21 protein-coding genes and 1 other RNA gene are annotated in these 24,696 nt (G+C 66.3%); 16 read left to right on the forward strand and 6 right to left on the reverse strand.

Annotation, left to right across the window (positions count from 1 at the left end; all coding sequences use genetic code 11):
• Positions 1 to 6 precede the first annotated feature (6 nt).
• Positions 7 to 2,229 (forward strand): polyphosphate kinase, encoded by a 2,223-nt coding sequence (gene ppk1 / locus ACYVD0_RS13850; protein ID WP_460427340.1) that lies wholly within the window; start codon positions 7 to 9, stop codon positions 2,227 to 2,229.
• 44 nt (positions 2,230 to 2,273) lie between these two features.
• Here ppk1 and ppx read toward each other — a convergent pair whose 3' ends face one another.
• Positions 2,274 to 3,779, reverse strand: coding sequence for an exopolyphosphatase (gene ppx / locus ACYVD0_RS13855; RefSeq protein ID WP_460427341.1), 1,506 nt, complete (start codon positions 3,777 to 3,779; stop codon positions 2,274 to 2,276).
• Positions 3,780 to 4,124: 345 nt separating this feature from the next.
• On the opposite strand from ppx, the gene trxA reads away from it, so the two are divergent.
• From trxA to ACYVD0_RS13875, 4 genes are all read left to right on the forward strand, one after another.
• On the forward strand, positions 4,125 to 4,451 hold the full coding sequence (gene trxA, locus ACYVD0_RS13860; RefSeq protein WP_460427342.1) for a thioredoxin family protein: 327 nt from the start codon (positions 4,125 to 4,127) through the stop codon (positions 4,449 to 4,451).
• A 328-nt stretch (positions 4,452 to 4,779) separates the two neighbouring features.
• The gene (rho, locus tag ACYVD0_RS13865; RefSeq protein ID WP_460427343.1) at positions 4,780 to 6,039 is read left to right on the forward strand and encodes a transcription termination factor Rho; all 1,260 of its coding nucleotides are present in this window, start codon (positions 4,780 to 4,782) and stop codon (positions 6,037 to 6,039) included.
• 97 nt (positions 6,040 to 6,136) lie between these two features.
• The gene (gene ubiD, locus ACYVD0_RS13870; protein ID WP_460427344.1) at positions 6,137 to 7,603 is read left to right on the forward strand and encodes a UbiD family decarboxylase; all 1,467 of its coding nucleotides are present in this window, start codon (positions 6,137 to 6,139) and stop codon (positions 7,601 to 7,603) included.
• A gap of 67 nt (positions 7,604 to 7,670) precedes the next feature.
• Complete coding sequence (locus tag ACYVD0_RS13875; RefSeq protein WP_460427345.1) at positions 7,671 to 8,639, forward strand: CDP-6-deoxy-delta-3,4-glucoseen reductase; 969 nt, start codon at positions 7,671 to 7,673, stop codon at positions 8,637 to 8,639.
• Positions 8,640 to 8,660: 21 nt separating this feature from the next.
• On the opposite strand, the gene ACYVD0_RS13880 is transcribed toward ACYVD0_RS13875, so the two are convergent.
• The 5 genes from ACYVD0_RS13880 to ACYVD0_RS13900 all read right to left on the reverse strand — a co-directional run bounded on the left by ACYVD0_RS13880 (position 8,661) and on the right by ACYVD0_RS13900 (position 10,896).
• Positions 8,661 to 9,110, reverse strand: a complete 450-nt coding sequence (locus ACYVD0_RS13880) for an EVE domain-containing protein (protein WP_460427346.1) — start codon at positions 9,108 to 9,110, stop codon at positions 8,661 to 8,663.
• 322 nt (positions 9,111 to 9,432) lie between these two features.
• Positions 9,433 to 10,092, reverse strand: coding sequence for a 5-formyltetrahydrofolate cyclo-ligase (locus ACYVD0_RS13885; RefSeq protein ID WP_460427347.1), 660 nt, complete (start codon positions 10,090 to 10,092; stop codon positions 9,433 to 9,435).
• A gap of 76 nt (positions 10,093 to 10,168) precedes the next feature.
• Positions 10,169 to 10,346: non-coding RNA, 6S RNA (ssrS, locus tag ACYVD0_RS13890), on the reverse strand.
• 29 nt (positions 10,347 to 10,375) lie between these two features.
• Positions 10,376 to 10,690: a cell division protein ZapA gene (locus ACYVD0_RS13895; protein ID WP_460427348.1), complete on the reverse strand. Its 315-nt coding sequence runs from the start codon at positions 10,688 to 10,690 to the stop codon at positions 10,376 to 10,378.
• Positions 10,687 to 10,896 (reverse strand): TIGR02449 family protein, encoded by a 210-nt coding sequence (locus tag ACYVD0_RS13900; RefSeq protein WP_460427349.1) that lies wholly within the window; start codon positions 10,894 to 10,896, stop codon positions 10,687 to 10,689. The genes ACYVD0_RS13895 and ACYVD0_RS13900 overlap by 4 nt, the downstream gene beginning before the upstream one ends.
• A gap of 186 nt (positions 10,897 to 11,082) precedes the next feature.
• On the opposite strand from ACYVD0_RS13900, the gene ACYVD0_RS13905 reads away from it, so the two are divergent.
• The 11 genes from ACYVD0_RS13905 to ACYVD0_RS13955 all read left to right on the forward strand — a co-directional run bounded on the left by ACYVD0_RS13905 (position 11,083) and on the right by ACYVD0_RS13955 (position 24,593).
• Positions 11,083 to 11,637: a YecA/YgfB family protein gene (locus tag ACYVD0_RS13905; RefSeq protein ID WP_460427350.1), complete on the forward strand. Its 555-nt coding sequence runs from the start codon at positions 11,083 to 11,085 to the stop codon at positions 11,635 to 11,637.
• 35 nt (positions 11,638 to 11,672) lie between these two features.
• Positions 11,673 to 13,007 (forward strand): Xaa-Pro aminopeptidase, encoded by a 1,335-nt coding sequence (pepP, locus tag ACYVD0_RS13910; protein ID WP_460427351.1) that lies wholly within the window; start codon positions 11,673 to 11,675, stop codon positions 13,005 to 13,007.
• 2 nt (positions 13,008 to 13,009) lie between these two features.
• Positions 13,010 to 14,197, forward strand: a complete 1,188-nt coding sequence (gene ubiH / locus ACYVD0_RS13915) for a 2-octaprenyl-6-methoxyphenyl hydroxylase (RefSeq protein ID WP_460427352.1) — start codon at positions 13,010 to 13,012, stop codon at positions 14,195 to 14,197.
• 65 nt (positions 14,198 to 14,262) lie between these two features.
• Positions 14,263 to 15,480, forward strand: a complete 1,218-nt coding sequence (locus tag ACYVD0_RS13920) for a Rossmann-fold NAD(P)-binding domain-containing protein (protein WP_460427353.1) — start codon at positions 14,263 to 14,265, stop codon at positions 15,478 to 15,480.
• Between the two features lie 106 nt (positions 15,481 to 15,586).
• Positions 15,587 to 16,588 (forward strand): extracellular solute-binding protein, encoded by a 1,002-nt coding sequence (locus tag ACYVD0_RS13925; RefSeq protein ID WP_460427354.1) that lies wholly within the window; start codon positions 15,587 to 15,589, stop codon positions 16,586 to 16,588.
• Between the two features lie 94 nt (positions 16,589 to 16,682).
• Positions 16,683 to 18,299 carry an ABC transporter permease gene (locus ACYVD0_RS13930; RefSeq protein WP_460427355.1) on the forward strand — a complete coding sequence of 539 codons (1,617 nt, stop codon included), beginning with the start codon at positions 16,683 to 16,685 and terminating at the stop codon, positions 18,297 to 18,299.
• Between the two features lie 146 nt (positions 18,300 to 18,445).
• Positions 18,446 to 19,528, forward strand: coding sequence for a glycine cleavage system aminomethyltransferase GcvT (gcvT, locus tag ACYVD0_RS13935; RefSeq protein ID WP_460427356.1), 1,083 nt, complete (start codon positions 18,446 to 18,448; stop codon positions 19,526 to 19,528).
• A gap of 43 nt (positions 19,529 to 19,571) precedes the next feature.
• A complete protein-coding gene (gene gcvH, locus ACYVD0_RS13940) occupies positions 19,572 to 19,961 on the forward strand; it encodes a glycine cleavage system protein H (RefSeq protein ID WP_460427357.1) in 390 nt (129 codons plus the stop codon).
• A 99-nt stretch (positions 19,962 to 20,060) separates the two neighbouring features.
• Complete coding sequence (gene gcvP / locus ACYVD0_RS13945) at positions 20,061 to 22,934, forward strand: aminomethyl-transferring glycine dehydrogenase (protein WP_460427358.1); 2,874 nt, start codon at positions 20,061 to 20,063, stop codon at positions 22,932 to 22,934.
• Positions 22,935 to 23,038: 104 nt separating this feature from the next.
• Positions 23,039 to 24,220 (forward strand): acyl-CoA dehydrogenase, encoded by a 1,182-nt coding sequence (locus tag ACYVD0_RS13950; protein WP_460427359.1) that lies wholly within the window; start codon positions 23,039 to 23,041, stop codon positions 24,218 to 24,220.
• Between the two features lie 172 nt (positions 24,221 to 24,392).
• The gene (locus ACYVD0_RS13955) at positions 24,393 to 24,593 is read left to right on the forward strand and encodes a DUF3079 domain-containing protein (RefSeq protein WP_460427360.1); all 201 of its coding nucleotides are present in this window, start codon (positions 24,393 to 24,395) and stop codon (positions 24,591 to 24,593) included.
• Positions 24,594 to 24,696 lie beyond the last annotated feature (103 nt).

The following is a 24,696-nucleotide window of genomic DNA, read 5'->3' on the forward strand; positions in this document are numbered from 1 at the left end:
GCTCAGATGAACACTGAAGGTCTCAACGACAACGCCTTGCTCGAAGCCGAACCGGCACAAGAGCCGCTCGCCGAGCTCCAGGAGGCGGAGCCCGAACAGGAAGCGGAGCCCGTCCAGGATGAGTCGGCCCCGGAGGCGCCGCTCGCGCCGGTGCCGAGTCTGGACGACACCAGCCTATACATCCATCGCGAGCTGTCCCAGCTGCAGTTCAATGCCCGCGTGCTGGAGCAGGCGCTGGACGAATCCTATCCGCTGCTCGAGCGGTTGAAGTTCCTGCTGATATTCTCCAGCAACCTTGACGAGTTCTTCCAGATCCGTGTCGCCGGCCTGAAGAAGCAGGTCGCCTTCGCCCGCGAACTGGCCGGTGCCGACGGCCTGCAGCCACATCAGGCGCTGCCCTGGATCGGTGAGCAGGTGCATGAGCTGGTGGCCCGCCAGTACGCCATCCTCAACGAGGTGCTGCTGCCCGAACTGGCCCGCCACCAGATCAACTTCATCCGCCGCCGGAACTGGTCGCCCAAGGTCAAGGCCTGGGTGCGTCGCTACTTTCGCGAGGAGATTGCACCGATCATCACGCCGATCGGCCTCGATCCGACGCACCCCTTCCCGCTGCTGGTGAACAAGAGCCTGAACTTCATCGTCGAGCTGGAGGGGCTGGATGCCTTCGGCCGCGATTCCGGTCTGGCCATACTGCCGGCGCCGCGCCTGCTGCCGCGGGTGATTCGGATTCCGGAGGAGGTGGGCGGTCCCGGCGACAACTTCGTGTTCCTCTCCTCGATGATCCATGCCCATGCCGACGACGTGTTCCAGGGTATGAAGGTCAAGGGCTGCTACCAGTTCCGCCTGACCCGCAACGCCGACCTGTCGGTGGACGAGGATGTCGAGGACCTGGCCCGCGCCCTGCGCGGCGAGCTGTATTCCCGGCGCTTCGGTGATGCGGTACGGCTGGAGGTGGTAGACATCTGTCCGCAGCACCTGACCGGCTACCTGCTCAAGCAGTTCGGCCTGTCCGAGACAGAGATGTATCGGGTCGACGGGCCGGTCAACCTGACCCGGCTGTTCAGCATCACCAGTCTGGACAGCCACCCGGAACTGCAGCACGCCCCCTTCACCCCGGTGATTCCCAAGGCGCTGCAGAACAGCGAGAACATGTTCAACGTGATCGGCAAGCAGGACATGCTGCTGCTGCATCCGTTCGAGTCTTTCACGCCGGTGGTCGATCTGCTGCGCCAGGCGGCCAAGGACCCCTATGTGCTGGCGATCAAGCAGACGCTATACCGCTCCGGGGCCAATTCGGAGATCGTCGATGCCCTGGTGGAGGCGGCCCGCAACGGCAAGGAGGTCACTGCGGTGGTCGAGCTGCGCGCGCGCTTCGACGAGGAGTCCAACCTGCAGCTGGCCAGCCGCCTGCAGCAGGCCGGCGCGGTGGTCATCTACGGCGTGGTCGGGTTCAAGACCCACGCCAAGATGATGCTGATCCTGCGTCGCGAGAACGGCGAGCTGCGCCGCTACGCGCATCTCGGGACTGGCAACTACCACACCGGCAATGCCCGCCTGTACACCGACTACAGCCTGCTGACCGCCGACCTGGCGCTCTGCGAGGACGTCTCCAAGCTGTTCAGCCAACTGATCGGCATGGGCAAGACTCTGCGCATGAAGAAGCTGCTGCATGCGCCCTTTACCCTGAAGAAGGCCCTGCTCGACATGATCGCCCGCGAGACCCAGCATGCCAGCGAGGGCAGGCCGGCGCACATCATCATCAAGATCAATTCGCTGACCGATGCGAAGATGATCCGGGCGCTGTACAAGGCCAGCCAGACCGGGGTGCGGGTCGATCTGATCGTGCGCGGCATGTGCTGTCTGCGCCCGGGTATCCTGGGGGTCTCGCACAACATCCAGGTACGCTCGATCATTGGCCGCTTCCTCGAGCACACGCGGGTGTTCTATTTCCTCAACGATGGCGAGGAAAGGCTCTACCTGTCCAGTGCCGACTGGATGGAGCGCAACCTCGATCGGCGAGTCGAGACCTGCTTTCCGGTGGAGGGCAAGAGACTGATGCTGCGGGTGAAGAAGGAGCTGGATGCGTACCTCGGCGACAACACCCAGAGCTGGCAGCTGCAGCCCGACGGCAGCTACCTGCGCAACAGCCCGAGCGGCAACCAGAATCCGCGTAATGCCCAGGCGATGCTGCTGGAGAAGCTGAGCAGTCCCTTGCTCGGTGCGCGCTGAAATCGCGGCGGAGCCGCCACGACAGCGGCTCCGTCGTCAGTGGCTCAGCGTACCTGAATGTTGTAGCCGGCTCGCGCCAGCCACTTGGCTTCCTGTTCGAAGTCGGCCTGAGTCAGTGGGTTGGCGTTCAGCCAGCCCTCGGGGAAGGTCAGCTCCAGCTCGCATTCGCTGGCGCGGAACTGCACCTTGGGCATCTCCTGGGTGCCGCGGATGTGGTGGAAGAGGATCGCGACGCGCAGCAGGATGCACAGCCGCACCAGCTTGTCGCCATCGTCGCTGCCGAATTCGTTGAACTTGTCCCGCGGGATGTTGCGTCGATGGCCGCGGACCAGCAGGGCGAGCATCTGCTGGTCCTTGCGGGAGAAGCCGGCCAAGTCGGAGTGCTCGACCAGATAGGCGCCGTGCTTGTGGTAGTGGTAGTGGGCGATGTCCAGGCCGATCTCGTGCACCCGCGCAGCCCAGCCAAGCAGTTCGCGATGACTCTCGTCCTCCAGGCCCCAGGCCGCAGCGACCTGCTCTAGTGCCGAGAGCGCCTTGGCCTCGACCCGCGCCGCCTGTTCCACATCGACGTGATAGCGCTCCATCAGCGAGCCGAGGGTGCGTTCACGGACGTCCTCGTGATGATGGCGGCCGAGCAGGTCGTAAAGCACACCTTCGCGCAGGGCGCCGTCCGAGTAGGTCATCGTCTGCAGCTGCAGGGCGTCGAACACCGCCTCCAGAACCGCCAGGCCGGCGGGAAAGATGGCCCGGCGATCCGCCTTGAGGCCGTCCATGTCCAGCTTGTCCACGTCGCCGAGCTTGAACAGCTTGCGCTTCAGCCAGGCGATGCCTTCGGCGGTCACCTCACCATTGCTATGACCTCCGCTCTGGATCGCCTGGCCGACCGCACGGATGGTCCCCGAGGAGCCCACCGCTTCCTGCCAGCCCAGGCGCTGCAGGGCATTCTCGATGGACATCAGCTCCAGGCGCGCCGCGGTGTAGGCCTGGGCATAGCGGGCCGGGGTAATCTTGCCGTCGGCAAAGTGGTTGCGGGTGTAGCTGACGCTGCCCATCTGCAGGCTTTCGCGTAGCAGCGGTTCGAAATTCTCGCCGATGATGAATTCCGTGCTGCCACCACCGATGTCCACGGCCAGCCGCTTGCCGGTCGCGGTGGGCAGGGTGTGGGAGACGCCGAGATAGATCAGGCGCGCCTCTTCGCGGCCGGAAATCACTTCCACCGGGTGGCCGAGTATCTCATTGGCGCGGCGGATGAATGCGTTGCGGTTACGCGCCTCGCGCAGGGCGTTGGTGGCGACGATGCGCACCGCCCCCTTCGGCAGGCCGTTGATCAGTTGAGCGAAGCGGCGCAGGCAGTCGAGCCCGCGTTGCATGGCCTCCTCGCTGAGCTGGTGCTGGTCGTCGAGCCCTGCACCCAGCTGGACTTTATCGCCCAGGCGCTCGAGGGGGCGGATTTCGGTCCGATCAGGCTTGGCCAACACCATGTGGAAGCTGTTGGAGCCAAGGTCGATGGCGGCAATCAGGGGAAAGCTCTCGGCTTGGGTTTTTGGCATGTCAGGTGTCTCGATGGCAGAACCGCGCTGCCCGGCCACGGGAGAGCAGTTGTACCAGTTTCCGAATGAAGGGTCCAAAGCAGGTTGAGCGGTAAACGGTCTATTATAAGGTTTGGTGCCGGTTGGGGACGATGCGCCCGAATGTCTCCCTGAGACGCTCGGAGCGATGCGCAGGCGGGCTCGCTCCGGTGCCTCGCGCGACTGGTCGCCAGCTTGCGTCCAGGCGCGGTTTGCCGCACGTCAGAGGGGCTGGAGGCGGGGCAGGGCGGCGTGCTTACCTTCCTGTGCAGGCCAATGCGGGCTATCATGCTCGGAAATTTGTGCTTCCGACCACGGAGATTTTCCATGAGCGAACTCATCACCAATGTCAGCGACGCCAGCTTCGAGCAGGATGTGCTCCAGGCCGAGGGCCCAGTGCTTGTCGACTACTGGGCCGAATGGTGCGGACCGTGCAAGATGATCGCCCCGGTGCTCAGCGAAATTGCCAAGGATTACGAGGGCAAGCTGAAGGTCTGCAAGCTGAATATTGACCAAAATCAGGGTACTCCGGCGAAGTATGGGGTGCGCGGCATTCCGACCCTGATGCTGTTCAAGGGCGGCAATGTCGAGGCGACCAAGGTCGGTGCCCTGTCCAAGTCGCAACTGGCAGCCTTCCTCGACAGCAATATCTGAGTCTGCCTGCCAAGCGCATCTTCCTTTCCCGGACCGGCTGAAAGCGTGCAAGCCAGGGTTGGCTGGTCCCGTGGTCCCGAGCCTGGCAATCGGCGCGTATTGATAGAGGCCGAGAGCGGCTTTCTCGCCGGGTTCGGGGGCTGTTTTTATCGTGTGAGGCTGGACGCACCTTTTTCAGGGTGTTAGATTCGGCTCTCGCAGCGAGTTTACCGCTGTCCTCCGTCAGTCGTCGCCGACGCACCCCTTTAGAATAAGCACAGCGATCCGATCGCCTTCCCTGCGGCGCGGCTTTCTCAAGCTCAACGCTTTCTGCCCTCTTAATCGTCTTATGAATCTGACCGAACTCAAGCAAAAGCCTATTACCGAACTGCTGGAAATGGCCGAACAGATGGGCCTGGAGAACATGGCCCGTTCGCGCAAGCAGGATGTGATCTTCTCCCTGCTGAAGAAGCATGCGAAAAGCGGCGAGGAAATTTCCGGTGATGGCGTGCTGGAGATCCTTCAGGATGGCTTCGGATTCCTGCGCAGTGCGGACTCCTCCTACCTGGCCGGTCCGGACGACATTTACGTCTCGCCGAGTCAGATCCGCCGCTTCAACCTGCGTACCGGCGATACCATCGTTGGCAAGATCCGCCCGCCGAAGGAGGGCGAGCGCTACTTCGCACTGCTCAAGGTCGACTCGATCAACTTCGATCGGCCGGAAAACGCGAAGAACAAGATTCTCTTTGAAAACCTCACCCCGCTGTTCCCCAACGTCCGTCTCACCATGGAAGCCGGCAACGGCTCCACCGAAGACCTCACCGGCCGCGTGATCGATCTCTGCGCGCCGATCGGCAAGGGCCAGCGCGGTCTGATCGTCGCGCCGCCGAAGGCGGGCAAGACGATCATGCTGCAAAATATCGCCAGTAACATCACGCGCAACAACCCAGAAGTACATCTGATCGTCCTGCTGATCGACGAGCGTCCGGAAGAAGTGACCGAGATGCAGCGCACCGTGCGCGGCGAAGTGGTTGCCTCCACCTTCGACGAGCCGCCGACCCGCCACGTGCAGGTCGCCGAGATGGTCATCGAGAAGGCCAAGCGCCTGGTCGAGCACAAGAAGGACGTGGTCATCCTGCTCGACTCCATCACCCGCCTGGCACGCGCCTACAACACCGTGATCCCCAGCTCCGGCAAGGTGCTTACCGGCGGTGTCGACGCCCATGCCCTGGAGAAGCCCAAGCGCTTCTTCGGCGCCGCGCGCAACATCGAGGAGGGCGGCAGCCTGACCATCCTCGCCACCGCGCTGGTGGAAACCGGCTCGAAGATGGACGAAGTGATCTACGAAGAATTCAAGGGCACCGGCAACCTGGAGCTGCAGCTGGACCGGCGCGTTGCCGAGAAGCGCGTGTTTCCGGCGATCAATATCAACCGTTCCGGCACCCGTCGCGAAGAGCTCCTGACCGGTGAGGAGGAGCTGCAGCGTATGTGGATCCTGCGCAAGATCCTGCATCCTATGGACGAGATCGCCGCCATCGAATTCCTCCTCGATCGTCTGAAGGACACCAAGACCAACGAGGAATTCTTTCAGTCGATGAAGCGGAAATAATCCGCAGCGACAAGCCGCAAGCCTCAGGCTGCAAAAGGTGCCGGTTGGCGCCGTCACGCTCTGGCTTTTGGCTTGCAGTCAGAGGCTCGCAGCTCCCATGAAATATTCCGACCTCCGCGAGTTCCTGCGTGCCCTGGAGGCGCGCGGTGAGCTCAAGCGCATCCAGACGCCGGTTTCGCCCGTGCTGGAAATGACCGAAATCTGTGACCGCACCCTGCGTCGTGGGGGCCCTGCGCTGTTGTTCGAGAGGCCGGTTGGCTTCGACATGCCGGTGCTCGGCAACCTGTTCGGCACGCCGCAGCGCGTGGCGTTTGGCATGGGCGCCGAGGATGTCTCCGAGCTGCGCGAGATCGGCAGGCTGCTGGCCTTCCTCAAGGAGCCGGAACCGCCCAAGGGGCTCAAGGATGCCTGGAGCAAGCTGCCGGTCTTCAGGAAGGTGGTCAGCATGGCGCCCAAGGTGCTCAAGGACGCACCCTGCCAGGAGGTGATTCTCGAGGGCGAGGATGTCGACCTCGGCAAGCTGCCCGTGCAGCACTGCTGGCCAGGCGATGCTGCTCCGCTCATCACCTGGGGCCTGACCATCACCCGTGGGCCGAACAAGGAACGGCAGAACCTCGGCATCTACCGCCAGCAGGTGATCGGCCGCAACAAGGTGATCATGCGCTGGCTCAGCCACCGCGGCGGCGCCCTCGACTACCGCGAGTGGTGCCAGAAGCATCCGGATCGCCCCTACCCGGTGGCGGTGGCGCTGGGGGCGGACCCGGCGACCATTCTCGGCGCGGTCACCCCGGTGCCGGACACCCTGTCCGAATACGCCTTCGCCGGCCTGCTGCGCGGCCGGCGCACCGAGCTGGTCAAGGCCGTCGGCAGCGACCTGCAGGTGCCGGCCAGTGCCGAGATCGTCCTCGAAGGCCACATCCATCCCGGCGAGATGGCCAACGAGGGGCCTTATGGCGACCACACCGGCTACTACAACGAAATCGACCGCTTTCCGGTGTTCACCGTCGAGCGCATCACCCGCCGACGCGACGCCATCTACCACAGCACCTATACCGGGCGGCCGCCGGATGAGCCGGCAGTGCTCGGCGTGGCGCTGAACGAGGTGTTCGTGCCGATCCTGCAGAAGCAGTTCCCGGAGATCGTCGACTTCTACCTGCCGCCGGAGGGCTGCTCTTACCGCATGGCGGTGGTGACCATCAGGAAGCAGTACCCGGGCCACGCCAAGCGGGTGATGCTCGGGGTCTGGTCGTTCCTGCGTCAGTTCATGTATACCAAGTTCGTCATCGTCACCGACGACGACATCAATGCCCGCGACTGGAACGATGTGATCTGGGCCGTCACCACGCGCATGGATCCCAAGCGCGACACAGTGCTGATCGACAATACGCCGATCGACTACCTCGATTTCGCCTCGCCGATCTCCGGCTTGGGTTCGAAGATGGGCTTGGATGCCACCCACAAGTGGCCGGGCGAGACCAGTCGCGAGTGGGGGCGGGCTATCCGCCAGGACCCGGCGGTGAAGCAGCGCGTCGACGAACTCTGGCCGTTGCTGGGCATCGACTGAGGGGGCGGTATCACTCTTTCGCGGTCCAGGCCGCTCCCACGATTTACCTCTTCAGGGGCGGAACATCATGAAAGTGACCCTGCAACCCTCCGGCGCCGAACTCGAAATAGGTATCGGCGAATCCATCCTCGATGCCGCACTCCGTCTCGGCTATGAGTGCCCGCAAAGCTGCCGCAACGGCAACTGCCATGCCTGCTCGGCGCGCCTGATCGGGGGGCGAGTGCGCCAGGGCGGCGAGGTGCTCGCTCAGGGCGAGCTGCTGGCCTGCCAGGCCGAGCCGCTGGAGGATTGTCTGCTGCACTGGAGTGGCGTGCTGGCGCCGGGCGAGCTGCCACTGCGCGAGCTGAGCTGCCAGCTGACCGAGTGTGCGGAGCTCGGCGGCGACGTGTTCTGCGTGCGACTGCGCGCCCCGGCGGGCAAGCCACCGCGCTACCACGCCGGACAGTACCTGCAACTGCAGCGCGAGGACGGCAGCTTCTCCTCCTTCTCCCTGGCCTCGGCGCCAGACATGGGGCGCGAGCTGGAGCTGCACGTCCTGGCGCGCGAGGCGTCGGCCCGGGAGCTGCTGGCATTCATTCGTCGCCAAGGCTTCGTTCGAGTGCGCCTACCGTTCGGTGACGCCCATCTGGCCGATCTGCCGGACGGGCCGCTGGTGCTGATCGCCGCCGGTACCGGCATGGCGCAGATGCAGAGCCTGGTGGAGCATTGCCGGGCGAACGGCTTCGCCCATCCGATCCATCTCTACTGGGGTGCACGGCGACCGGAGGACTTCTACCGGCTGCCATATGGGGACGAGTGGCAGCGCCTGCCCAAGCTGCACCTGCACCGGGTGGTCAGCGACCTGTGCGACTGGGAGGGACGCTGCGGCCTGCTGCATGAGGCGGTGCGCGAGGACTTCGCCGATCTTCGGGCGCTGCACGTCTATGCCAGCGGTTCGCCAAGCATGGTCTACGCCACCCTGGATGCGTTGGTCGAGGCCGGCATGGATGTCCGGCAGATGCGCGCCGACGTCTTCGCCTACGCGCCTCGGGCCTGACGATCTACGCCGCCTGCCCGCTCAGCGCAGCGCGAGCGTGGCAGCCCACTCGCCGGTGTCCACCGGCATCACCGAGAGCCGGCTGCCCTTCTGCAGCAGCGGCAGTTTCGCCAGTCCCGGGGCGTTGCGCAGGCGTGCCAGATCGATAACTTCGGTAAAAGCCTCGACGAACTCCACATCGACTGCGGTCCACGGATTTTTCTCCGTGCTGGCCCTGGCATCGAAATGGGGACTTTGCGGCTCGAGGGCGCTGGGGTCCGGATAGGCTGCCTTGATGATCCGACCGATCCCGGCAATCCCCGGGCGCGGACAGCTCGAGTGGTAGAAGAAGAACAGTTCGTCAGGTTGCATGCTTCGCAGGAAATTGCGCGCCTGATAATTGCGCACTCCATCCCAGCGCGCCTGGCTGAGGCGCTGTAGTGTAGTCACGGATAACGCGTCGGGTTCGGATTTCATCAGCCAGTACGGCATGGAAATTGGCTCCGGGTGCCGGTCATCGGGATGTCGGATGAAGCTTCGATCTTAGTGATGACCGGGGTTTGATTGACTGATTGAGTTGGCGGAGAATGCCGCCGCTTCTTGGGGGGAGGGTGGCTTCTGTAGCCACCATTCATCGCTGTTCATCATCGTGATGTGCCTTGAAGGGGGAGGCAATCGATGAAGCGCAAGCCAGATCTACTGTGGGTTCTTGTCATTCTCTTCGGACTGGGGGTGGTCACCACAGGCTACGCGCAAAGCCACTGGGAAAAACAGCAGAGCGTTCGGTCGCCGAGCCTGTTCCGGAGTCTTTGATCTATTCGCAGGCGCCGCAGGGATCGCGGTGCAACTGCTCCCTCCTCGCCATCCTCTTCGCGGCCGCATACCAGGCCCTGTCCGTCACCGTAGCCTCGAGTGGCACATCCCAGCTGGCCAGCGCCAGTCGATCGACCTTCTGGCATTCGTGGGCCAGGCCCAGCAGCGCGGGTTTGCGGCAGTATTTGTGGCGGGCCCGATAGGCCAGGCTGCGATCGTAGAATCCACCACCCATGCCCAGCCGTCCGCCCTCGGGATCGAAGCCGACCAGGGGCATCAGCAGCAGATCCAGTGCCCAGACCTTGCGCTGCCGGGCCCGGTTCGGGTTGGGTTCGCGGATGCGAAAGCGGTTCAGGCGCAGCGCCTCGCCGGGATGGATGCGTTGGAACACCATGCGCGTCGCCGGCCAGGCATTGAGCACCGGCAGGTAGGTCGCCTTGCCGCGGCGCTGGGCGGCTTCGAGCAGCAGCCCGGGATCGATCTCGCCATCGTTGGGCAGGTATAGCGCCACGTGGCGGCAGCGGCGGAACAGCGGATGCTGCGCGAGCTGGAGATAGAGCCGCTGGGCGGCTTGGCGTTGGCGGTGAGGGCCGAGCGCGCGACGCCGCTGGCGGAGCAGGCGGCGCAGCTGGGCGCGGGAAAGGCCGGCGGTTTCGATCATGCCCGGTGAGTGAATATCAGGAATGAATTGGCAGCGATCCTGATGGATTCGCCGCGTCGCTGCAATCGCAGAAAGTGGGCTCCCCGAAGTGCCGCTGCCGGCTTGACCCTTGAACCCGAAAGTTCAAGGTGGCGACTGACGATGACTTTAAGGCTTTCCGTCAGGCGGACATGCACACGGGTCACACGTACAGCCTCCAAAGTTTTGCGTATCGGGAGAGGGACGTGGCCGACTGGCGTACACACCAGAGAGTGATCGCCAGTATACCTGAACCGAAGGGGAGTCAGGTCGTCAGCTCATCCGGATTATTGGTCAGGGCGCGGTCGACCCGCTCGAGCAGGGTGCGGACCTGTTCGCGGGTCGAGCCGGCCTGCAGATCCAGGCGCTCCTGCTTGTGCAGCAGATCATGAGTAATGTTGAGAGCGGCCATCACCGCGACGCGATCGGCGCCGATAACCTTGCCACTCGAACGGATTTCCCGCATTTTTCCATCAAGATAGCGGGCGGCGCTTTCCAGGTTGGCCCGTTCTTCCGGTGGGCAGGCGATGCAGTAGTGCTTGTCGAGGATATGGACTGTGATGGTGTGCGGCTGGCTCATGAGTCCTGCTCCAGGGCTTTCAGACGTGAAATCATCGATTCGACCTTATGCCTGGCGATTTCGTTCTTTTCGATGAGGTGGGCGCGTTCTTCTCGCCAGGCCTTTTCATTCAACAAGAGAAGCCGGTTGTGGGCCTTGATCTGCTCAAGACGCTGGATCAGTAGTTCCAGCTGGCGGGTGAGGGCTTGCAGGTCGTCGTCTTCCATGGCACCTCTTTCTCTGCGAGTGAACAGGACTCGAGACTCCGGCGGCGCGCTTCGATGGTCTTGGTGCATCCGCCGGTGCTAGGATACGCGATCACATTCTAGTCATTTGCTCCCCGTGGCGCCTATAGCTGCCGCCGTTTTTGCGAAGCGCGGCCAAGCCGGGCGAACGGGGAGGGCGAGTCCGATATGTCTACCGATAAATCCCCCTACACAGCTTTCTCCGCCCTGCTGGCCACGACCGGCCGGGATGTGTCTCCGGCGGAGCTGCACGGCCTGCTGCTCGGCCGCAGCTGTGCTGGAGCTGGCTTCGAGGCCGACGCCTGGCTGACCGATGCCGCTGACCTGCTCGGCAGCCAGACTCCGGACAATGTGCGCCAGGCGCTGGTCGGTCTGCAGGAGATGGTCAAGGGCGAGCTGGCCGGCGGCGAGGTCACTGTGGTCCTGCTGCTGCCCTCCGACGAGGCGCCGCTGGCCGAACGTGCCACCGCCCTGGGGCAGTGGTGCCAGGGCTTTCTCGGCGGTTTCGGCCTGACCGCCCGCGACACTCCACTGAGCGCGGAGGCCACGGAAGTGTTGCAGGATCTTGCTGCCATCGCCCAGGTGCAGGGCTCGCTGGAGGAGTCCGAGGAGGGCGAGGCCGCCTACATGGAGGTCATGGAGTACCTCCGGGTCGCGCCGCTCCTGCTGTTCGCCGAATGCGTCGGGCCGGTCGCGCCGGCGCCCAAGCCGTCCGTGCACTGAGGCACAGACGCCTTTCCAGTCAACGAGGAGCGTACATGACCTGCATCCCGAAATCGGAATACGCCCGTCGGCGCAAGGAGTTGATGGTGCAGATGGAGCCCAACAGCATCGCCATCTTGCCCGCGGCGCCAATGTATATCCGCAATCGCGACGTCGAACATGTGTACCGCCAGGACAGCGACTTCCAGTACCTCTCGGGCTTCCCTGAGCCGGAGGCGGTGATCGCCCTGATTCCCGGCCGCGAGCATGGCCAATACGTACTCTTCTGCCGCGAGCGCGATCCCGAGCGCGAGCTCTGGGACGGCCTGCGCGCCGGCCAGGAAGGCGCGGTGTGCGACTACGGCGCTGATGACGCCTTTCCCATCGCCGACATCGACGAGATCCTGCCTGGCCTGATCGAGGGGCGCGGCCGCGTCTACTACGCCATCGGCAGCAACGAGGCGTTCGACCATCGGCTGATGGAGTGGATCAAGATCATCCGCTCCAAGGCCCGCCAGGGCGCGCAGCCGCCGAGCGAGTTCGTCGCCCTCGATCATCTGCTGCACGACATGCGCCTATACAAGAGCGCCGCCGAAGTGGCGGTGATGCGCGAGGCCGCGGCCATCTCCGCCCGAGCCCATGTGCGCGCCATGCAGACCAGCCGTCCGGGGCTCTGCGAATACCACCTGGAGGCCGAGCTGGAATACGAGTTCCGCAAGGGCGGGGCGAAGATGCCGGCCTACGGCTCGATCGTCGCCGGCGGGCGCAATGCCTGCATCCTGCACTACCGGGAGAACGACAGGATGCTCCGCGACGGCGATCTGGTGCTGATCGACGCCGGCTGCGAGATCGACTGCTACGCCAGCGACATCACCCGCACCTTCCCGGTCAACGGCACTTTCTCGCCCGAGCAGAAGGCCATCTACGAGTTGGTGCTGGCCGCCAATCTGGAGGCGTTCAGGTATATCGCCCCGGGCCGCCACTGGAACGAGGCCCACGAGGCCACGGTACGGGTGATCACCGCCGGGCTCGTGGAGCTGGGGTTGTTGCAGGGCAATATTGACGAGCTGATCGCCGCCGAGGCCTACAAGCCCTTCTACATGCACCGTGCCGGCCATTGGCTGGGCATGGATGTGCACGACGTAGGCGACTACAAGATCGACGGCCAGTGGCGCGTGCTCGAGCCGGGCATGGTGATGACCGTCGAGCCGGGTATCTATATCGCCGCGGACAACGACAAGGTCGAGCGGAAATGGCGCGGTATCGGCGTGCGCATCGAGGATGACGTGGTGGTCACCCGCGACGGCTGCGAAATCCTCACCGACAGCGTGCCGAAGGGCGTCGCCGAGATCGAGGCACTGATGGCCGTGGCTCGCGGCCAGGTGGCCTGAACATGACACGGGTGGAGCTGGCGATTGTCGGCGGCGGCCTGGTCGGCGCCAGTCTGGCCCTGGCCCTGCAGGAGGGCGCCAAGGCGCGCGGCTGGCGGATCGTGCTGATCGAGCCCCACGCGCCCGGCGAGGCCTATCAGCCGAGCTACGACGGGCGCTCCTCGGCGCTGTCCTTCGGCACCCGGCGAATCTACGAGCGCCTCGGCCTGTGGCCGGCGATCGCCCGCCGCGCCGAGCCGATCCTGCAGATCCACGTCTCCGAGCGCGGCCGTTTCGGCGCTGCGCGCCTGCGGGCGGCGGAGGAGGGCGTGCCGGCCCTCGGCTACGTGGTCGAGAACGCCTGGCTCGGCGAGTGCCTGTGGCAGGCGCTGGATTCCGAGGTGGTCGCCTGGCGTTGCCCGGCCGAGGTGCTGCGCATGACTCCCCTGAGCGACGGCTACCGGCTGCACCTGGATGACGACGGTCACCTCGACTGCGCCCTAGCGGTGCTCGCCGACGGCGGCCGCTCCGATCTGCGCGAGCAGCTCGGCATCCATGTGCACCACCAGCCCTACGGGCAGACGGCACTGATCGCCAACCTCACGCCCAGCGAGCCGCACCGCGGCCAGGCCTTCGAGCGCTTCACCCAGGACGGCCCGCTGGCCCTGTTGCCGCTGGCGGAGAACCGCTGCGCGCTGGTCTGGACCCGGCCGGCGGGCGATGCTGGCCGGCTGCTGGCGCTGGACGAGCGGCAGTTCCTCGACGAGCTGCAGCAGCAGTTCGGCTATCGCCTCGGCGCCTTCCGCCAGCTGGGCGCCCGCCATCCCTATGCGCTGACGCTGGTCGAGGCCGAGGAGCAGGTGCGGCCCCATCTGGTCCTGCTCGGCAATGCCGCCCACAGCCTGCACCCGATCGCCGGCCAAGGCTACAACCTGTCCCTGCGCGACACCCTGTGCCTGGCCGAGGAGCTGCTGGGCAGTCCGGCCGAGCCTGGCGACTTCGCCACCCTGCTGCGCTACCAGGCCCGCCAGCGTCTCGACCAGCAACTGACCGTGGGTTTCTCCGACCGGGTCACCCGGCTGTTCGCCACGGCCACGCCGCTGCTCGCCGACGGGCGCAGTCTCGGCCTGCTCGGCCTCGATCTGCTGCCGCCGGCGAAGCGCTGGTTCGCCCGCCAGGGCATGGGGCTCGGCACCCGTATGCAGGTCTGAGGCCGGCACGGGATCATCGAAGAACGGCGGGCCTGGCTGGACGCCCCTTGCGAATTGAGGAAAGCATGCACGCGGATCTGATCATCGTCGGTGCCGGAATGGTCGGCAGCGCCTTGGCGCTGGCCCTGCAGAACAGCGGCCTGGATATCCTCCTGCTGGACCGCGGGCCGCTCGAGGTGGCCCCCTGGCCCCATGACGCGCCCTTCGAACCGCGGGTCAGTGCGTTGTCCGCCGCCAGCCAGCGCATCCTCGATCGCCTCGGTGCCTGGGAGGGCATCCGCGCCCGGCGCGCCGCTCCCTACGGCGAGATGCATGTGTGGGACGGCTCCGGCACCGGGCAGATCCATTTCGCCGCGACTAGCGTGCATGCCGAGGTGTTAGGCCATATCGTCGAGAATCGTGTGGTGCAGGACGCCCTGCTCGAGCGCCTGGCCGGCAGCGGGATCGGGCTGCTGTCCGCGGTGCGCCTGGACGGCCTGCGCCGTTCCGGCGACGGCTGGCTGGTCAGCCTCGGCGACGGCCGCCAGCTGCGTGCGCCGCTGCTGGTCGCCGCCGACGGCGCCAACTCGACGATCCGCCGCCTGGCCGGCTGTGCCACCCGCGAGTGGGACTACCTGCACCGTGCCATCGTCACCAGTGTGCGCTGCGCCGAGACGCACCGCCGTACCGCCTGGCAGCGCTTCACCGACGACGGTCCGTTGGCCTTCCTGCCGCTGGAGCGGGGTGGCGACCGCCGCTGGTGCTCGATCGTCTGGTCGATCACCCCGGAGCAGGCCGAGCGCCTGATGACTCTGGACGATGCGGCTTTCGCCGCGGCGCTGGGTGCGGCCTTCGAGTGGCGGCTCGGCGCGGTGCTGGAGGTCGACCCGCGGCAGTGCATCCCGTTGCGCCAGCGGCATGCCCGGCGCTATGTCGAGCCCGGCCTGGCGCTGATCGGCGATGCCGCCCACGTCATCCACCCGCTGGCGGGGCAGGGGGTCAACCTCGGCTTCCTCGATGCCGCCACTCTGGCCGAGGTGCTGCTGCATGCCCGCGCCCGCGGCGAGCGGCTGGCCGACCTGCGCGTGCTGAGCCGTTTCGAGCGCCGGCGGATGCCCCACAACCTGGCGATGATGGCGGCGATGGAAGGCTTCGAGCGGTTGTTCCAGGCCGATCCGTTGCCGCTGCGCTGGCTGCGTAACGCCGGCCTGAAGTGGATGGACGACCTGCCCGGGGCGAAGGCCCTGTTCGTTCGCCAGGCCCTCGGGCTGAGCGGGGATCTGCCCGATCTGGCGCGGGCCTGAAGAGGCGCCTCCGCCGTTCGCGACACGCCGCGAGACACATGGCGAGTTGTGAAGCTAAATGCTAGTCACTATTATTCGCCTCGAAAATCCAAACGAGGTGGATTCCATGCAGGCAAGCAAGCACATTCTCGCCGCCCTGGCCCTTGGCGCGCTCTCTGGCGTCGCCCAGGCCGCCGACGAGGTCGTGGTCTATTCGTCGCGGATCGACGAGTTGATCAAGCCGGTCTTCGACGCCTATACCGCCGAGACTGGGGTCAAGGTGAAGTTCATCACCGACAAGGAGGCTCCGCTACTGGCCCGCCTCAAGGCCGAGGACAAGAACACCCCGGCCGACCTATTGATCACCGTGGATGCCGGCAACCTCTGGCAGGCAGAGCAGGAAGGCGTGCTGCGTCCGCTGGACTCCGCGGTGATCAAGGCGAACATCCCCGCCCAGTACCGCTCCGGCACCGGCTCCTGGAACGGCCTGTCGCTGCGGGCGCGGACCATCTTCTACTCCACCGAGCGGGTCAAGCCGGAACAGCTCTCCACCTATGAGGCCCTGGCCGACAAGAACTGGGAAGGCCTCCTGTGCCTGCGCACCAGCAAGAAGGTCTATAACCAGTCGCTGACCGCCACCCTGATCGAGACCCATGGCGCGGAGAAGGCCGAGCAGATCGTCAAGGGCTGGGTGAACAACCTGGCCACCGACGTGTTCGCTGACGATACCGCCCTGTTGCAGGCCATCGACGCTGGCCAGTGCGACGTGGGCATCGCCAACACCTACTACTACGGCCGCCTGCACAAGCAGAACCCGGGCCTGAAGGTTAAGCCCTTCTGGCCGAACCAGGGCGACCGCGGCGTGCACGTCAACCTCTCCGGTGCCGGCGTGACCAAGCATGCGCCGCATCCGGAGGCCGCGCAAAAGCTGCTGGAGTGGATGACCGGCGAGAAGGCCCAGCACCTGCTGGCCGACGTCAACCAGGAATATCCCGCCAATCCGCAGGTGGCCCCGTCCGAGGAGGTCGCCGCCTGGGGCAGCTTCAAGGCCGACAGCGTGCCGGTCGAAGTTGCCGGCAAGCGCCAGGTCGAGGCGATCCGCCTGATGGACCGTGCCGGCTGGAACTGACCGAAGCGGCCTGAGGTCTTGCCAATCCCGGGTTGCGGGCGGATCGCTCCGTCTGCAGCCCGTCGTATTTTTTTCCGTGTTGCAGGGAGCTGTTGTGTCCCATTCCGCCCAGCGCCATTGGTATCCCGTCGTCTTCGCCATCGCCGCCCTGGTACTTTTGCCCCTCAGTATGCTGGCGCTGTCCTGGCACACAGTGGACGGCGAAATCTGGAAGCATCTGTGGGATACCCAGATGCCGCGCCTGCTTGGCAACACCCTGACCCTGCTGCTGGGCGTCGGCATCGGTGTCACCCTGCTGGGGGTGAGCCTGGCCTGGCTGACCAGCCTCTGCGAATTTCCCGGCCGGCGCTGGCTGGACTGGGCGCTGATGCTGCCCTTCGCGATTCCCGCCTATGTGCTGGCCTTCGTCTTCGTAGGCCTGCTGGACTTCGCCGGCCCGGTTCAGAGCCTCTTGCGCGAGTGGTTCGGCAGCGGCCTGCGGCTGCCGCGGGTGCGCTCCACCGGCGGGGTGATCATCGTTCTGGTGCTGGTCTTCTACCCCTACGTCTACCTGCTCGCGCGCAGCGCCTTCCTGGCCCAGGGCAAGGGCTTGATGGAGGTGGCGCGGGTCCTCGGCCAGTCGCCCTGGCAGGCCTTCTGGCGCGTCGCCCTGCCGATGGCGCGGCCGGCGATCGGTGCCGGGCTGGCGCTGGCGCTGATGGAGACCCTGGCCGACTTCGGTGCCGTCTCGGTGTTCAACTTCGATACCTTCACCACCGCCATCTACAAGACCTGGTACGGCTTCTACAGCCTGTCCAGTGCCACCCAACTGGCCAGTCTGCTGCTGCTGGCGGTGATGCTGGTGGTCTACGGCGAGCGGCGTGCCCGCGGCGTGCCGCGGCCGAGCACCGAGCGCTCGTGCGGCCGCGCGCTGTACCAGCTGCGTGGCTTCAAGGCACTGGCGGCCATAGCCTGGTGCGGGCTGGTGTTCCTCTGCGCCTTCGTCGTGCCGCTCCTGCAACTGCTGGCTTGGTTCTGGCAGCGCGGCCGCTTCGACCTCGACGAGCGCTACACCGGGCTGATCCTGCACACCCTCTATCTGGGCGGCTGCGCCGCGCTGATCACCGTCGCCTGCGCCATGCTGCTGGCCTTCGCCCGGCGCCAGGTGCCGGACCGGACCATGGGCGCGGCGGTCGGCCTGGCCAACCTCGGCTATGCCCTGCCGGGCTCGGTGCTGGCGGTGTCCATCATGCTCGCCTTCAGTCATCTCGACCGCGAGTTGGTGATCCCATTGTCCAACTGGCTCGGCGGGGCCGGCAAGCCGTTGCTGCTGGGCAGCCTGGCGGCCCTGCTGCTGACCTACCTGGTGCGCTTCATGGCGGTGGCCTTCGGGCCGCTGGAAAGCAGCCTGGCGCGGATCCGCCCGTCGCTGCCGGAGGCGGCGCGCAGCCTCGGCGTCGGCGGGCCGCAGCTGTTCTCGCGGCTCTACCTGCCGTTGCTGCTGCCCGGCACCCTGAGCGCCACCCTGCTGGTGTTCGTCGATGTGCTCAAGGAGATGCCGGCGACCCTGCTGATGCGTCCGTTCGGCTGGGACACCCTGGCGGTACGCATCTTCGAGATGACCAGCGAGGGCGAGTGGGCCCGCGCCGCACTGCCGGCGCTGACCCTGGTGCTGGTCGGACTGCTGCCGGTGATCGGCCTGATCCGCCGCTCGGCGCGCCAGCCTGGCTGAAATCCGTGGCCGGAGCCGTCCGGCCCCCGGCTTTCCCGGCGCCGTGACCAGATTCGACCTTGCGGCTACAATGCGCGCCATTCGCGGCCGGCCTGTCCTGCAGGTCTTTCGCGTTGCAACGCGCCAGGCACGGAAGGAGAACCACCATGGGACAGCGCACACCTCTTTATAACCAGCACCTTGCCCTGGGGGCCAAGATCGTCGATTTCGGCGGTTGGGACATGCCCCTGCACTATGGCTCGCAAGTCGAGGAGCACCATCAGGTCCGCCGTGACTGCGGCGTCTTCGACATCTCCCACATGACCGTGGTGGATGTTCACGGTCCGTATGCCCGGATCTGGCTGCAGCATCTGCTGGCCAACGACGTGGCGCACCTGGAGGCCCCCGGCAAGGCTCTCTACAGCGCCATGCTCAACGAGTGCGGCGGGGTGATCGACGATCTCATCGTCTATCTCACCGATTTCGGCTACCGCCTGGTGCTCAACGCCACCACCCGCCTCCGGGGCCTGGCATGGATGCAGGCGCAGTCTGCAGGCTGCGCCGTCGAACTGTGCGAGCGCCGCGATCTGGCCATGCTGGCCATCCAGGGACCGCATGCGCGGGCGCGCACCGGCGAACTCGTGTCCGCCTCGCGCGCCGCTCTGATTCACGAACTCCAGCCGTTCGAGGGGCTGGCCGAGGGCGACAGGTTCATCGCCCGCACCGGCTACACCGGCGAGGACGGCCTGGAGATCATGCTGCCCGCCGAGCAGGCCCCGGACTTTTTCAGCGAGCTGGTCGGCGCCGGCATCGCCCCCATCGGCTTCGGCGCCCGCGATACTCTGCGCCTGGAGGCGGGGATGAACCTCTACGGCCAGGACATGGACGAGAGCGTCTCGCCTCTGGCTGCGAACATGGGCTGGACCATCGCCTGGGACCCCGTCGAGCGCGACTTCATCGGCCGCGCGGCGGTGGAGGCGCAGCGCCGTGCCGGCGGCCAGCCTAAACTGGTGGGGTTGCTGCTGGAGGAGCGCGGTGTGCTGCGCGCCCACCAGGTGGTGCGGGTGGAGGGCATCGGCGAGGGCGAGATCACCAGCGGCAGCTTTTCGCCGACGCTGGGCAAGTCCATCGCCCTGGCCCGGCTGCCGGCGGCCACCGGCGAGCGCGCCGAGGTGGAAATCCGCGGCCGCTGGCTTCCCGTACGCGTCGTCCGGCCGAATTTCGTCCGCCACGGCAAGGCATTGATCTAGATTTTTCGGGCGAGCCCTTTCGCCCCCAACTCGAGGACACGACATGAGCAATATCCCCGCCGATCTGCGTTACGCCGCCAGCCACGAATGGGCCCGACTGGAAGCGGACGGCACCATCACCGTGGGCATTTCCGATCATGCCCAGGAAGCCCTGGGCGATGTGGTGTTCATCGAGCTGCCGGAAGTCGGTAAGCAGCTGGAGGCCGAGCAGGAAGCCGGGGTGGTGGAATCGGTGAAAGCCGCCTCCGACATCTACGCACCGATCGCCGGCGTGGTTGTCGCGGTCAACGAAGCCCTGACCGACAGCCCCGAGCAGGTCAACAGCGACCCCTACGACAGCTGGTTCTTCAAGCTCAAGCCGAACGACGCCGGCGAGCTGGACAAGCTGCTCGATGCGGCCGGCTACGAGGCCGCCTGCGCCGCCGAAGCCTGATCACCAGGCGCTTCCGGCGCCAGCGGGCGCCGGTCGCCGAGCCTTTCCTTGCCTGAAGCCTCGCCCGTCGGGGCTTCGTCTTTTCAGCCGAGAGCCGCCATGTCCCAGACTCCCAGTCTCGCCCAACTCCAGCAGCCCGACGCCTTCCTGCAGCGCCACCTCGGTCCTGACGAGGCCGAACAGCGGGCCATGCTCGCCTGCCTCGGCCTGGCCAGCCGTGACCAGCTGATCGAGCAGACGGTGCCGCCGGCGATCCGCCTGAATCGTGCCCTGGAGCTGCCGGAGGCACTGGACGAGCAGGGCGCCCTGGCGAAGCTCAGGGGCTACGCCGAACGCAACGCGCTGTGGACCAGCCTGATCGGCATGGGCTACCACGGCACCGTTACACCACCGGTGATCCTGCGCAACGTGCTGGAAAACCCCGGCTGGTACACCGCCTACACCCCCTACCAGCCGGAAATCGCCCAGGGTCGGCTGGAGGCGCTGCTGAACTTCCAGCAGCTGACCATCGACCTCACCGGCCTCGACCTGGCCAGCGCCTCGCTGCTCGACGAGGCCACCGCCGCCGCCGAGGCCATGGCCATGGCCCGCCGCGTGGCGAAGAGCAAGAGCAACCGCTTCTTCGTCGACGAGAACTGCCACCCGCAGACCATCTCGGTGGTGCGCACCCGCGCCAAGGGCTTCGGCTTCGAGGTGGTGGTGGATGCCGTGGAGAGCCTAACCGAACACGCGGTGTTCGGCGCCCTCCTGCAGTACCCCGACACCCATGGCGAGATCCGCGACCTCAGGCCGCTGATCGAGCAGCTGCACGCGCAGCAGGCGCTGGCCTGCGTCGCCGCCGACCTGCTCGCCCTGCTGGTGCTGACCCCGCCGGGCGAGCTGGGCGCCGACGTGGTGCTCGGCTCGGCGCAGCGCTTCGGCGTGCCGATGGGCTACGGCGGCCCGCACGCGGCCTACTTCGCCACCCGCGATGAGTTCAAGCGCGCCATGCCCGGACGGATCATCGGGGTGTCGAAGGATGCCCGCGGCAACACCGCCCTGCGCATGGCCCTGCAGACCCGCGAGCAGCACATCCGCCGCGAGAAGGCCAACTCGAACATCTGCACCTCCCAGGTGCTGCTGGCCAACATGGCCGGCTTCTACGCCGTCTACCACGGCCCCGAAGGCCTCAGGCGCATCGCCCGGCGTGTCCACCGGCTGACCGCCATCCTTGCCGAAGGCCTGGCGCAGAAGGGGATCGAGCGTCTCAACCGGCACTTCTTCGACACCCTGACCCTGGAGGTCGGCGGTGCCCAGACGGCGATCATCGAGAGCGCCCAGGAGGCGCGCATCAACCTGCGCATCCTTGGCCGTGGCCGGCTCGGCGTCAGCCTGGACGAGACCTGCACGGCGGAGACCGTCGAGCGGCTGCTGGCGATCTTCCTCGGCGCCGACCATGATCTCGACCTCGCCGCCCTGGACGATATCGCCGCCTCGGGCATCCCCGCCGAGCTGCAGCGCACCTCGGCCTACCTGCAGCATCCGGTGTTCAACAGCCACCACAGCGAAACCGAGATGCTGCGCTACCTGAAGCAGCTGGAGAACAAGGACCTGGCGCTCAACCAGGCGATGATCCCGCTCGGCTCCTGCACCATGAAGCTCAACGCCACCAGCCAGATGATGCCCATCACCTGGCCGGAATTCGCCAGCCTGCACCCCTTCGTCCCGCACGAGCAGGCCGAGGGCTACCGCCTGATGATCGACGAGCTGGAAGCCTGGCTGTGCGCCATCACCGGCTTCGACGCCATCTGCATGCAGCCCAACTCCGGCGCCCAGGGCGAGTACGCGGGCCTGCTGGCGATCCGCAGCTACCACCTGAGCCGCGGCGACAGCCAGCGCAACGTCTGCCTGATCCCGTCCTCGGCGCACGGCACCAACCCGGCCTCGGCTCAGATGGTCGGCATGCAGGTGCGCATCGTCGACTGCGACAGGTCCGGCAACGTCGATCTCGCCGACCTCAAGCGCAAGGCCGAGGAGGCCGGCGCCGCGCTGTCCTGCCTGATGCTCACCTACCCCTCGACCCACGGCGTCTACGAGGAGGGCGTGCGGGAGATCTGCGAGGTGATCCACACCCACGGCGGCCAGGTCTACATGGACGGCGCCAACCTCAACGCCCAGGTCGGCCTGGCGCGCCCGGCGGACATCGGTGCCGATGTCTCGCACATGAACCTGCACAAGACCTTCTGCATCCCCCACGGCGGCGGCGGCCCGGGCATGGGCCCGATCGGTGTCAAGACGCACCTGGCGCCCTTCATCGCCAACCACCCGGTGGTGCCGCTGGACGGCCCGAACCCGGACAACGGTGCGGTCAGCGCAGCGCCCTGGGGCAGTGCGAGCATCCTGCCGATCAGCTGGATGTACATCGCCATGATGGGCCCGCAACTCAAGGCCGCCACCGAGGTGGCCATCCTCAACGCCAACTACCTGGCGCACCGCCTGGGCGGCGCCTTTCCGGTGCTCTACAGCGGCCGCAACGGCCGGGTCGCCCACGAGTGCATCCTCGACCTGCGCCCGCTCAAGGCGGAAACCGGGATCAGCGAGGAGGACGTCGCCAAGCGCCTGATGGACTACGGCTTCCATGCCCCGACCATGTCCTTCCCGGTGCCCGGCACGCTGATGATCGAGCCCACCGAGAGCGAGTCCCTGCACGAGCTGGACCGCTTCGTCGAGGCGATGCTGAACATCCGCGCGGAAATCGCCAAGGTCCAGGCCGGTGACTGGCCGGCCGAGGACAACCCCCTCAAGCACGCCCCGCACACCCTGGCCGACGTGCTCGGCGACTGGCAGCGCGCCTACGCCCGCGACGAGGCGGTGACGCCGACCCCCCACACCCGGGCCCACAAGTACTGGCCGACGGTGAACCGGGTGGACAACGTCTATGGCGACCGCCACCTGTTCTGCGCCTGCGTGCCGGTGGAGGACTACCGCGAGTGAGGAGAGGTGGAGCCCGACTGGCGGGGGGCGGAAACTGCTCCGATAATCAAGGATGACCGCGTCGTTTGCCGAACGACCGCCACCCCGCGCCAGGAGCAGCCGCCATGGCCGACCAAGCATCCTTCAACTGGGCAGACCCGCTGCTGCTCGACCGCCAGCTCGGCGACGAGGAGCGCCTGGTGCAAGCCAGCGCCGCGCGCTTCGCCGCCGAACGGCTGGCGCCGCGGGTGCTGGAAGCCTTCCGCCAGGAGCGTACCGACCCGGCGATCTTCCGCGAAATGGGCGCGGCCGGCCTGCTCGGCGCGACCCTGCCCGCCGAGTACGGCGGCAGCGGCCTCAGTTACGTGTGCTACGGGCTGATCGCCCGGGAGATCGAGCGCATCGACTCGGGCTTTCGCTCGATGATGAGCGTGCAGTCCTCCCTGGTGATGCTGCCGATCTTCGCCTTCGGCACCGAGGCGCAGAAGCAGAAGTACCTGCCCAGGCTGGCCCGCGGCGAATGGATCGGCTGCTTCGGCCTGACCGAACCGGACCACGGCTCCGACCCCGGCTCCCTGGCCAGCCGGGCGCGGAAGGTCGAGGGCGGCTGGCGCCTGACCGGCAGCAAGCTGTGGATCACCAACAGCCCGATCGCCGATGTCTTCGTGGTCTGGGCCAAGGACGAGGCCGGCGCCATTCGCGGCTTCCTGCTGGAGAAGGGCTGGCCGGGCCTGTCCGCTCCGGCGATCCATGGCAAGATCGGCCTGCGCGTCTCGATCACCGGCGAGATCGTCATGGACGAGGTGTTCTGCCCGGAGGAAAGCGCTTTCCCCGAGGTGCGCGGCCTCAAGGGCCCCTTCACCTGCCTGGACGCGGCGCGTTACGGCATCAGCTGGGGCGCGCTGGGCGCCGCCGAGGCCTGCTGGCACACCGCCCGGCAGTATGTGCTCGACCGCAAGCAGTTCGGCCGTCCGCTGGCCGCCAACCAACTGATCCAGAAGAAGCTGGCCGACATGCAGACCGAGATCGCCCTGGGCCTGCAGGGCTGCCTGCGCCTGGGGCGGATGAAGGATGAGGGCAGCGCGTCCGTGGAGATCACTTCCTTGATGAAGCGCAACAGCTGCGGCAAGGCCCTGGACATCGCCCGGCTGGCCCGCGACATGCTGGGCGGCAACGGCATCAGCGACGAGTTCGGCGTGGCCCGCCACCTGGTCAACCTGGAAGTAGTCAACACCTACGAGGGCACCCACGACATCCACGCGCTGATTCTGGGGCGGGCGCAGACCGGGATTCAGGCGTTTTGTTGATTGTGGGGCTATAGCCCGTAGGGCGGGTGCAACCCGCCAACATGGCTGCTTGACGGATAAGGACTCACCTTCGGCGGCGCCGCAGTCAAGATCGCCTCATGGGCGGAAAAACGTTAGATTGTTTATCGAAAACAGCTTGCAAATTTCCGACTCACACCACCAGGCGGCGAGCATGGCAAAGAAATTTCCCCTGAACCCCAAGCATCCCGAACGCATCTGCTGGGGGTGCGACAAGTACTGTCCGGCGACTTCCCTGGCCTGCGGCAACGGCGCCGACCGGACGATGCACCCATCCGAGATCCTTGGTGAGGACTGGTACATATTGCCCGATGGCAGTATCGATCCGCTGGCGGAGACGAAGGAGCCGGCATAGCGAACCCGTGCCGATTCGTCGGCGGATGGGTGGCGGCGGAATCCTGTTCCGCCGTTCCGTTTTGCCGAATGACGGGCCTTGGCTGGTTTCTGTCTGCTGTGAG

The organism is Azotobacter armeniacus (assembly GCF_054779355.1).

Bases quoted from the DNA above. Each gene is read 5' to 3' on its own strand.
- ppk1 (WP_460427340.1), top strand. From the start codon at position 7: ATGAACACTGAAGGTCTCAACGACAACGCCTTGCTCGAAGCCGAACCG.
- ppx (WP_460427341.1), bottom strand. From the start codon at position 3,779: ATGCCAAAAACCCAAGCCGAGAGCTTTCCCCTGATTGCCGCCATCGAC.
- trxA (WP_460427342.1), top strand. From the start codon at position 4,125: ATGAGCGAACTCATCACCAATGTCAGCGACGCCAGCTTCGAGCAGGAT.
- rho (WP_460427343.1), top strand. From the start codon at position 4,780: ATGAATCTGACCGAACTCAAGCAAAAGCCTATTACCGAACTGCTGGAA.
- ubiD (WP_460427344.1), top strand. From the start codon at position 6,137: ATGAAATATTCCGACCTCCGCGAGTTCCTGCGTGCCCTGGAGGCGCGC.
- ACYVD0_RS13875 (WP_460427345.1), top strand. From the start codon at position 7,671: ATGAAAGTGACCCTGCAACCCTCCGGCGCCGAACTCGAAATAGGTATC.
- ACYVD0_RS13880 (WP_460427346.1), bottom strand. From the start codon at position 9,110: ATGCCGTACTGGCTGATGAAATCCGAACCCGACGCGTTATCCGTGACT.
- ACYVD0_RS13885 (WP_460427347.1), bottom strand. From the start codon at position 10,092: ATGATCGAAACCGCCGGCCTTTCCCGCGCCCAGCTGCGCCGCCTGCTC.
- ACYVD0_RS13895 (WP_460427348.1), bottom strand. From the start codon at position 10,690: ATGAGCCAGCCGCACACCATCACAGTCCATATCCTCGACAAGCACTAC.
- ACYVD0_RS13900 (WP_460427349.1), bottom strand. From the start codon at position 10,896: ATGGAAGACGACGACCTGCAAGCCCTCACCCGCCAGCTGGAACTACTG.
- ACYVD0_RS13905 (WP_460427350.1), top strand. From the start codon at position 11,083: ATGTCTACCGATAAATCCCCCTACACAGCTTTCTCCGCCCTGCTGGCC.
- pepP (WP_460427351.1), top strand. From the start codon at position 11,673: ATGACCTGCATCCCGAAATCGGAATACGCCCGTCGGCGCAAGGAGTTG.
- ubiH (WP_460427352.1), top strand. From the start codon at position 13,010: ATGACACGGGTGGAGCTGGCGATTGTCGGCGGCGGCCTGGTCGGCGCC.
- ACYVD0_RS13920 (WP_460427353.1), top strand. From the start codon at position 14,263: ATGCACGCGGATCTGATCATCGTCGGTGCCGGAATGGTCGGCAGCGCC.
- ACYVD0_RS13925 (WP_460427354.1), top strand. From the start codon at position 15,587: ATGCAGGCAAGCAAGCACATTCTCGCCGCCCTGGCCCTTGGCGCGCTC.
- gcvT (WP_460427356.1), top strand. From the start codon at position 18,446: ATGGGACAGCGCACACCTCTTTATAACCAGCACCTTGCCCTGGGGGCC.
- gcvH (WP_460427357.1), top strand. From the start codon at position 19,572: ATGAGCAATATCCCCGCCGATCTGCGTTACGCCGCCAGCCACGAATGG.
- gcvP (WP_460427358.1), top strand. From the start codon at position 20,061: ATGTCCCAGACTCCCAGTCTCGCCCAACTCCAGCAGCCCGACGCCTTC.
- ACYVD0_RS13950 (WP_460427359.1), top strand. From the start codon at position 23,039: ATGGCCGACCAAGCATCCTTCAACTGGGCAGACCCGCTGCTGCTCGAC.
- ACYVD0_RS13955 (WP_460427360.1), top strand. From the start codon at position 24,393: ATGGCAAAGAAATTTCCCCTGAACCCCAAGCATCCCGAACGCATCTGC.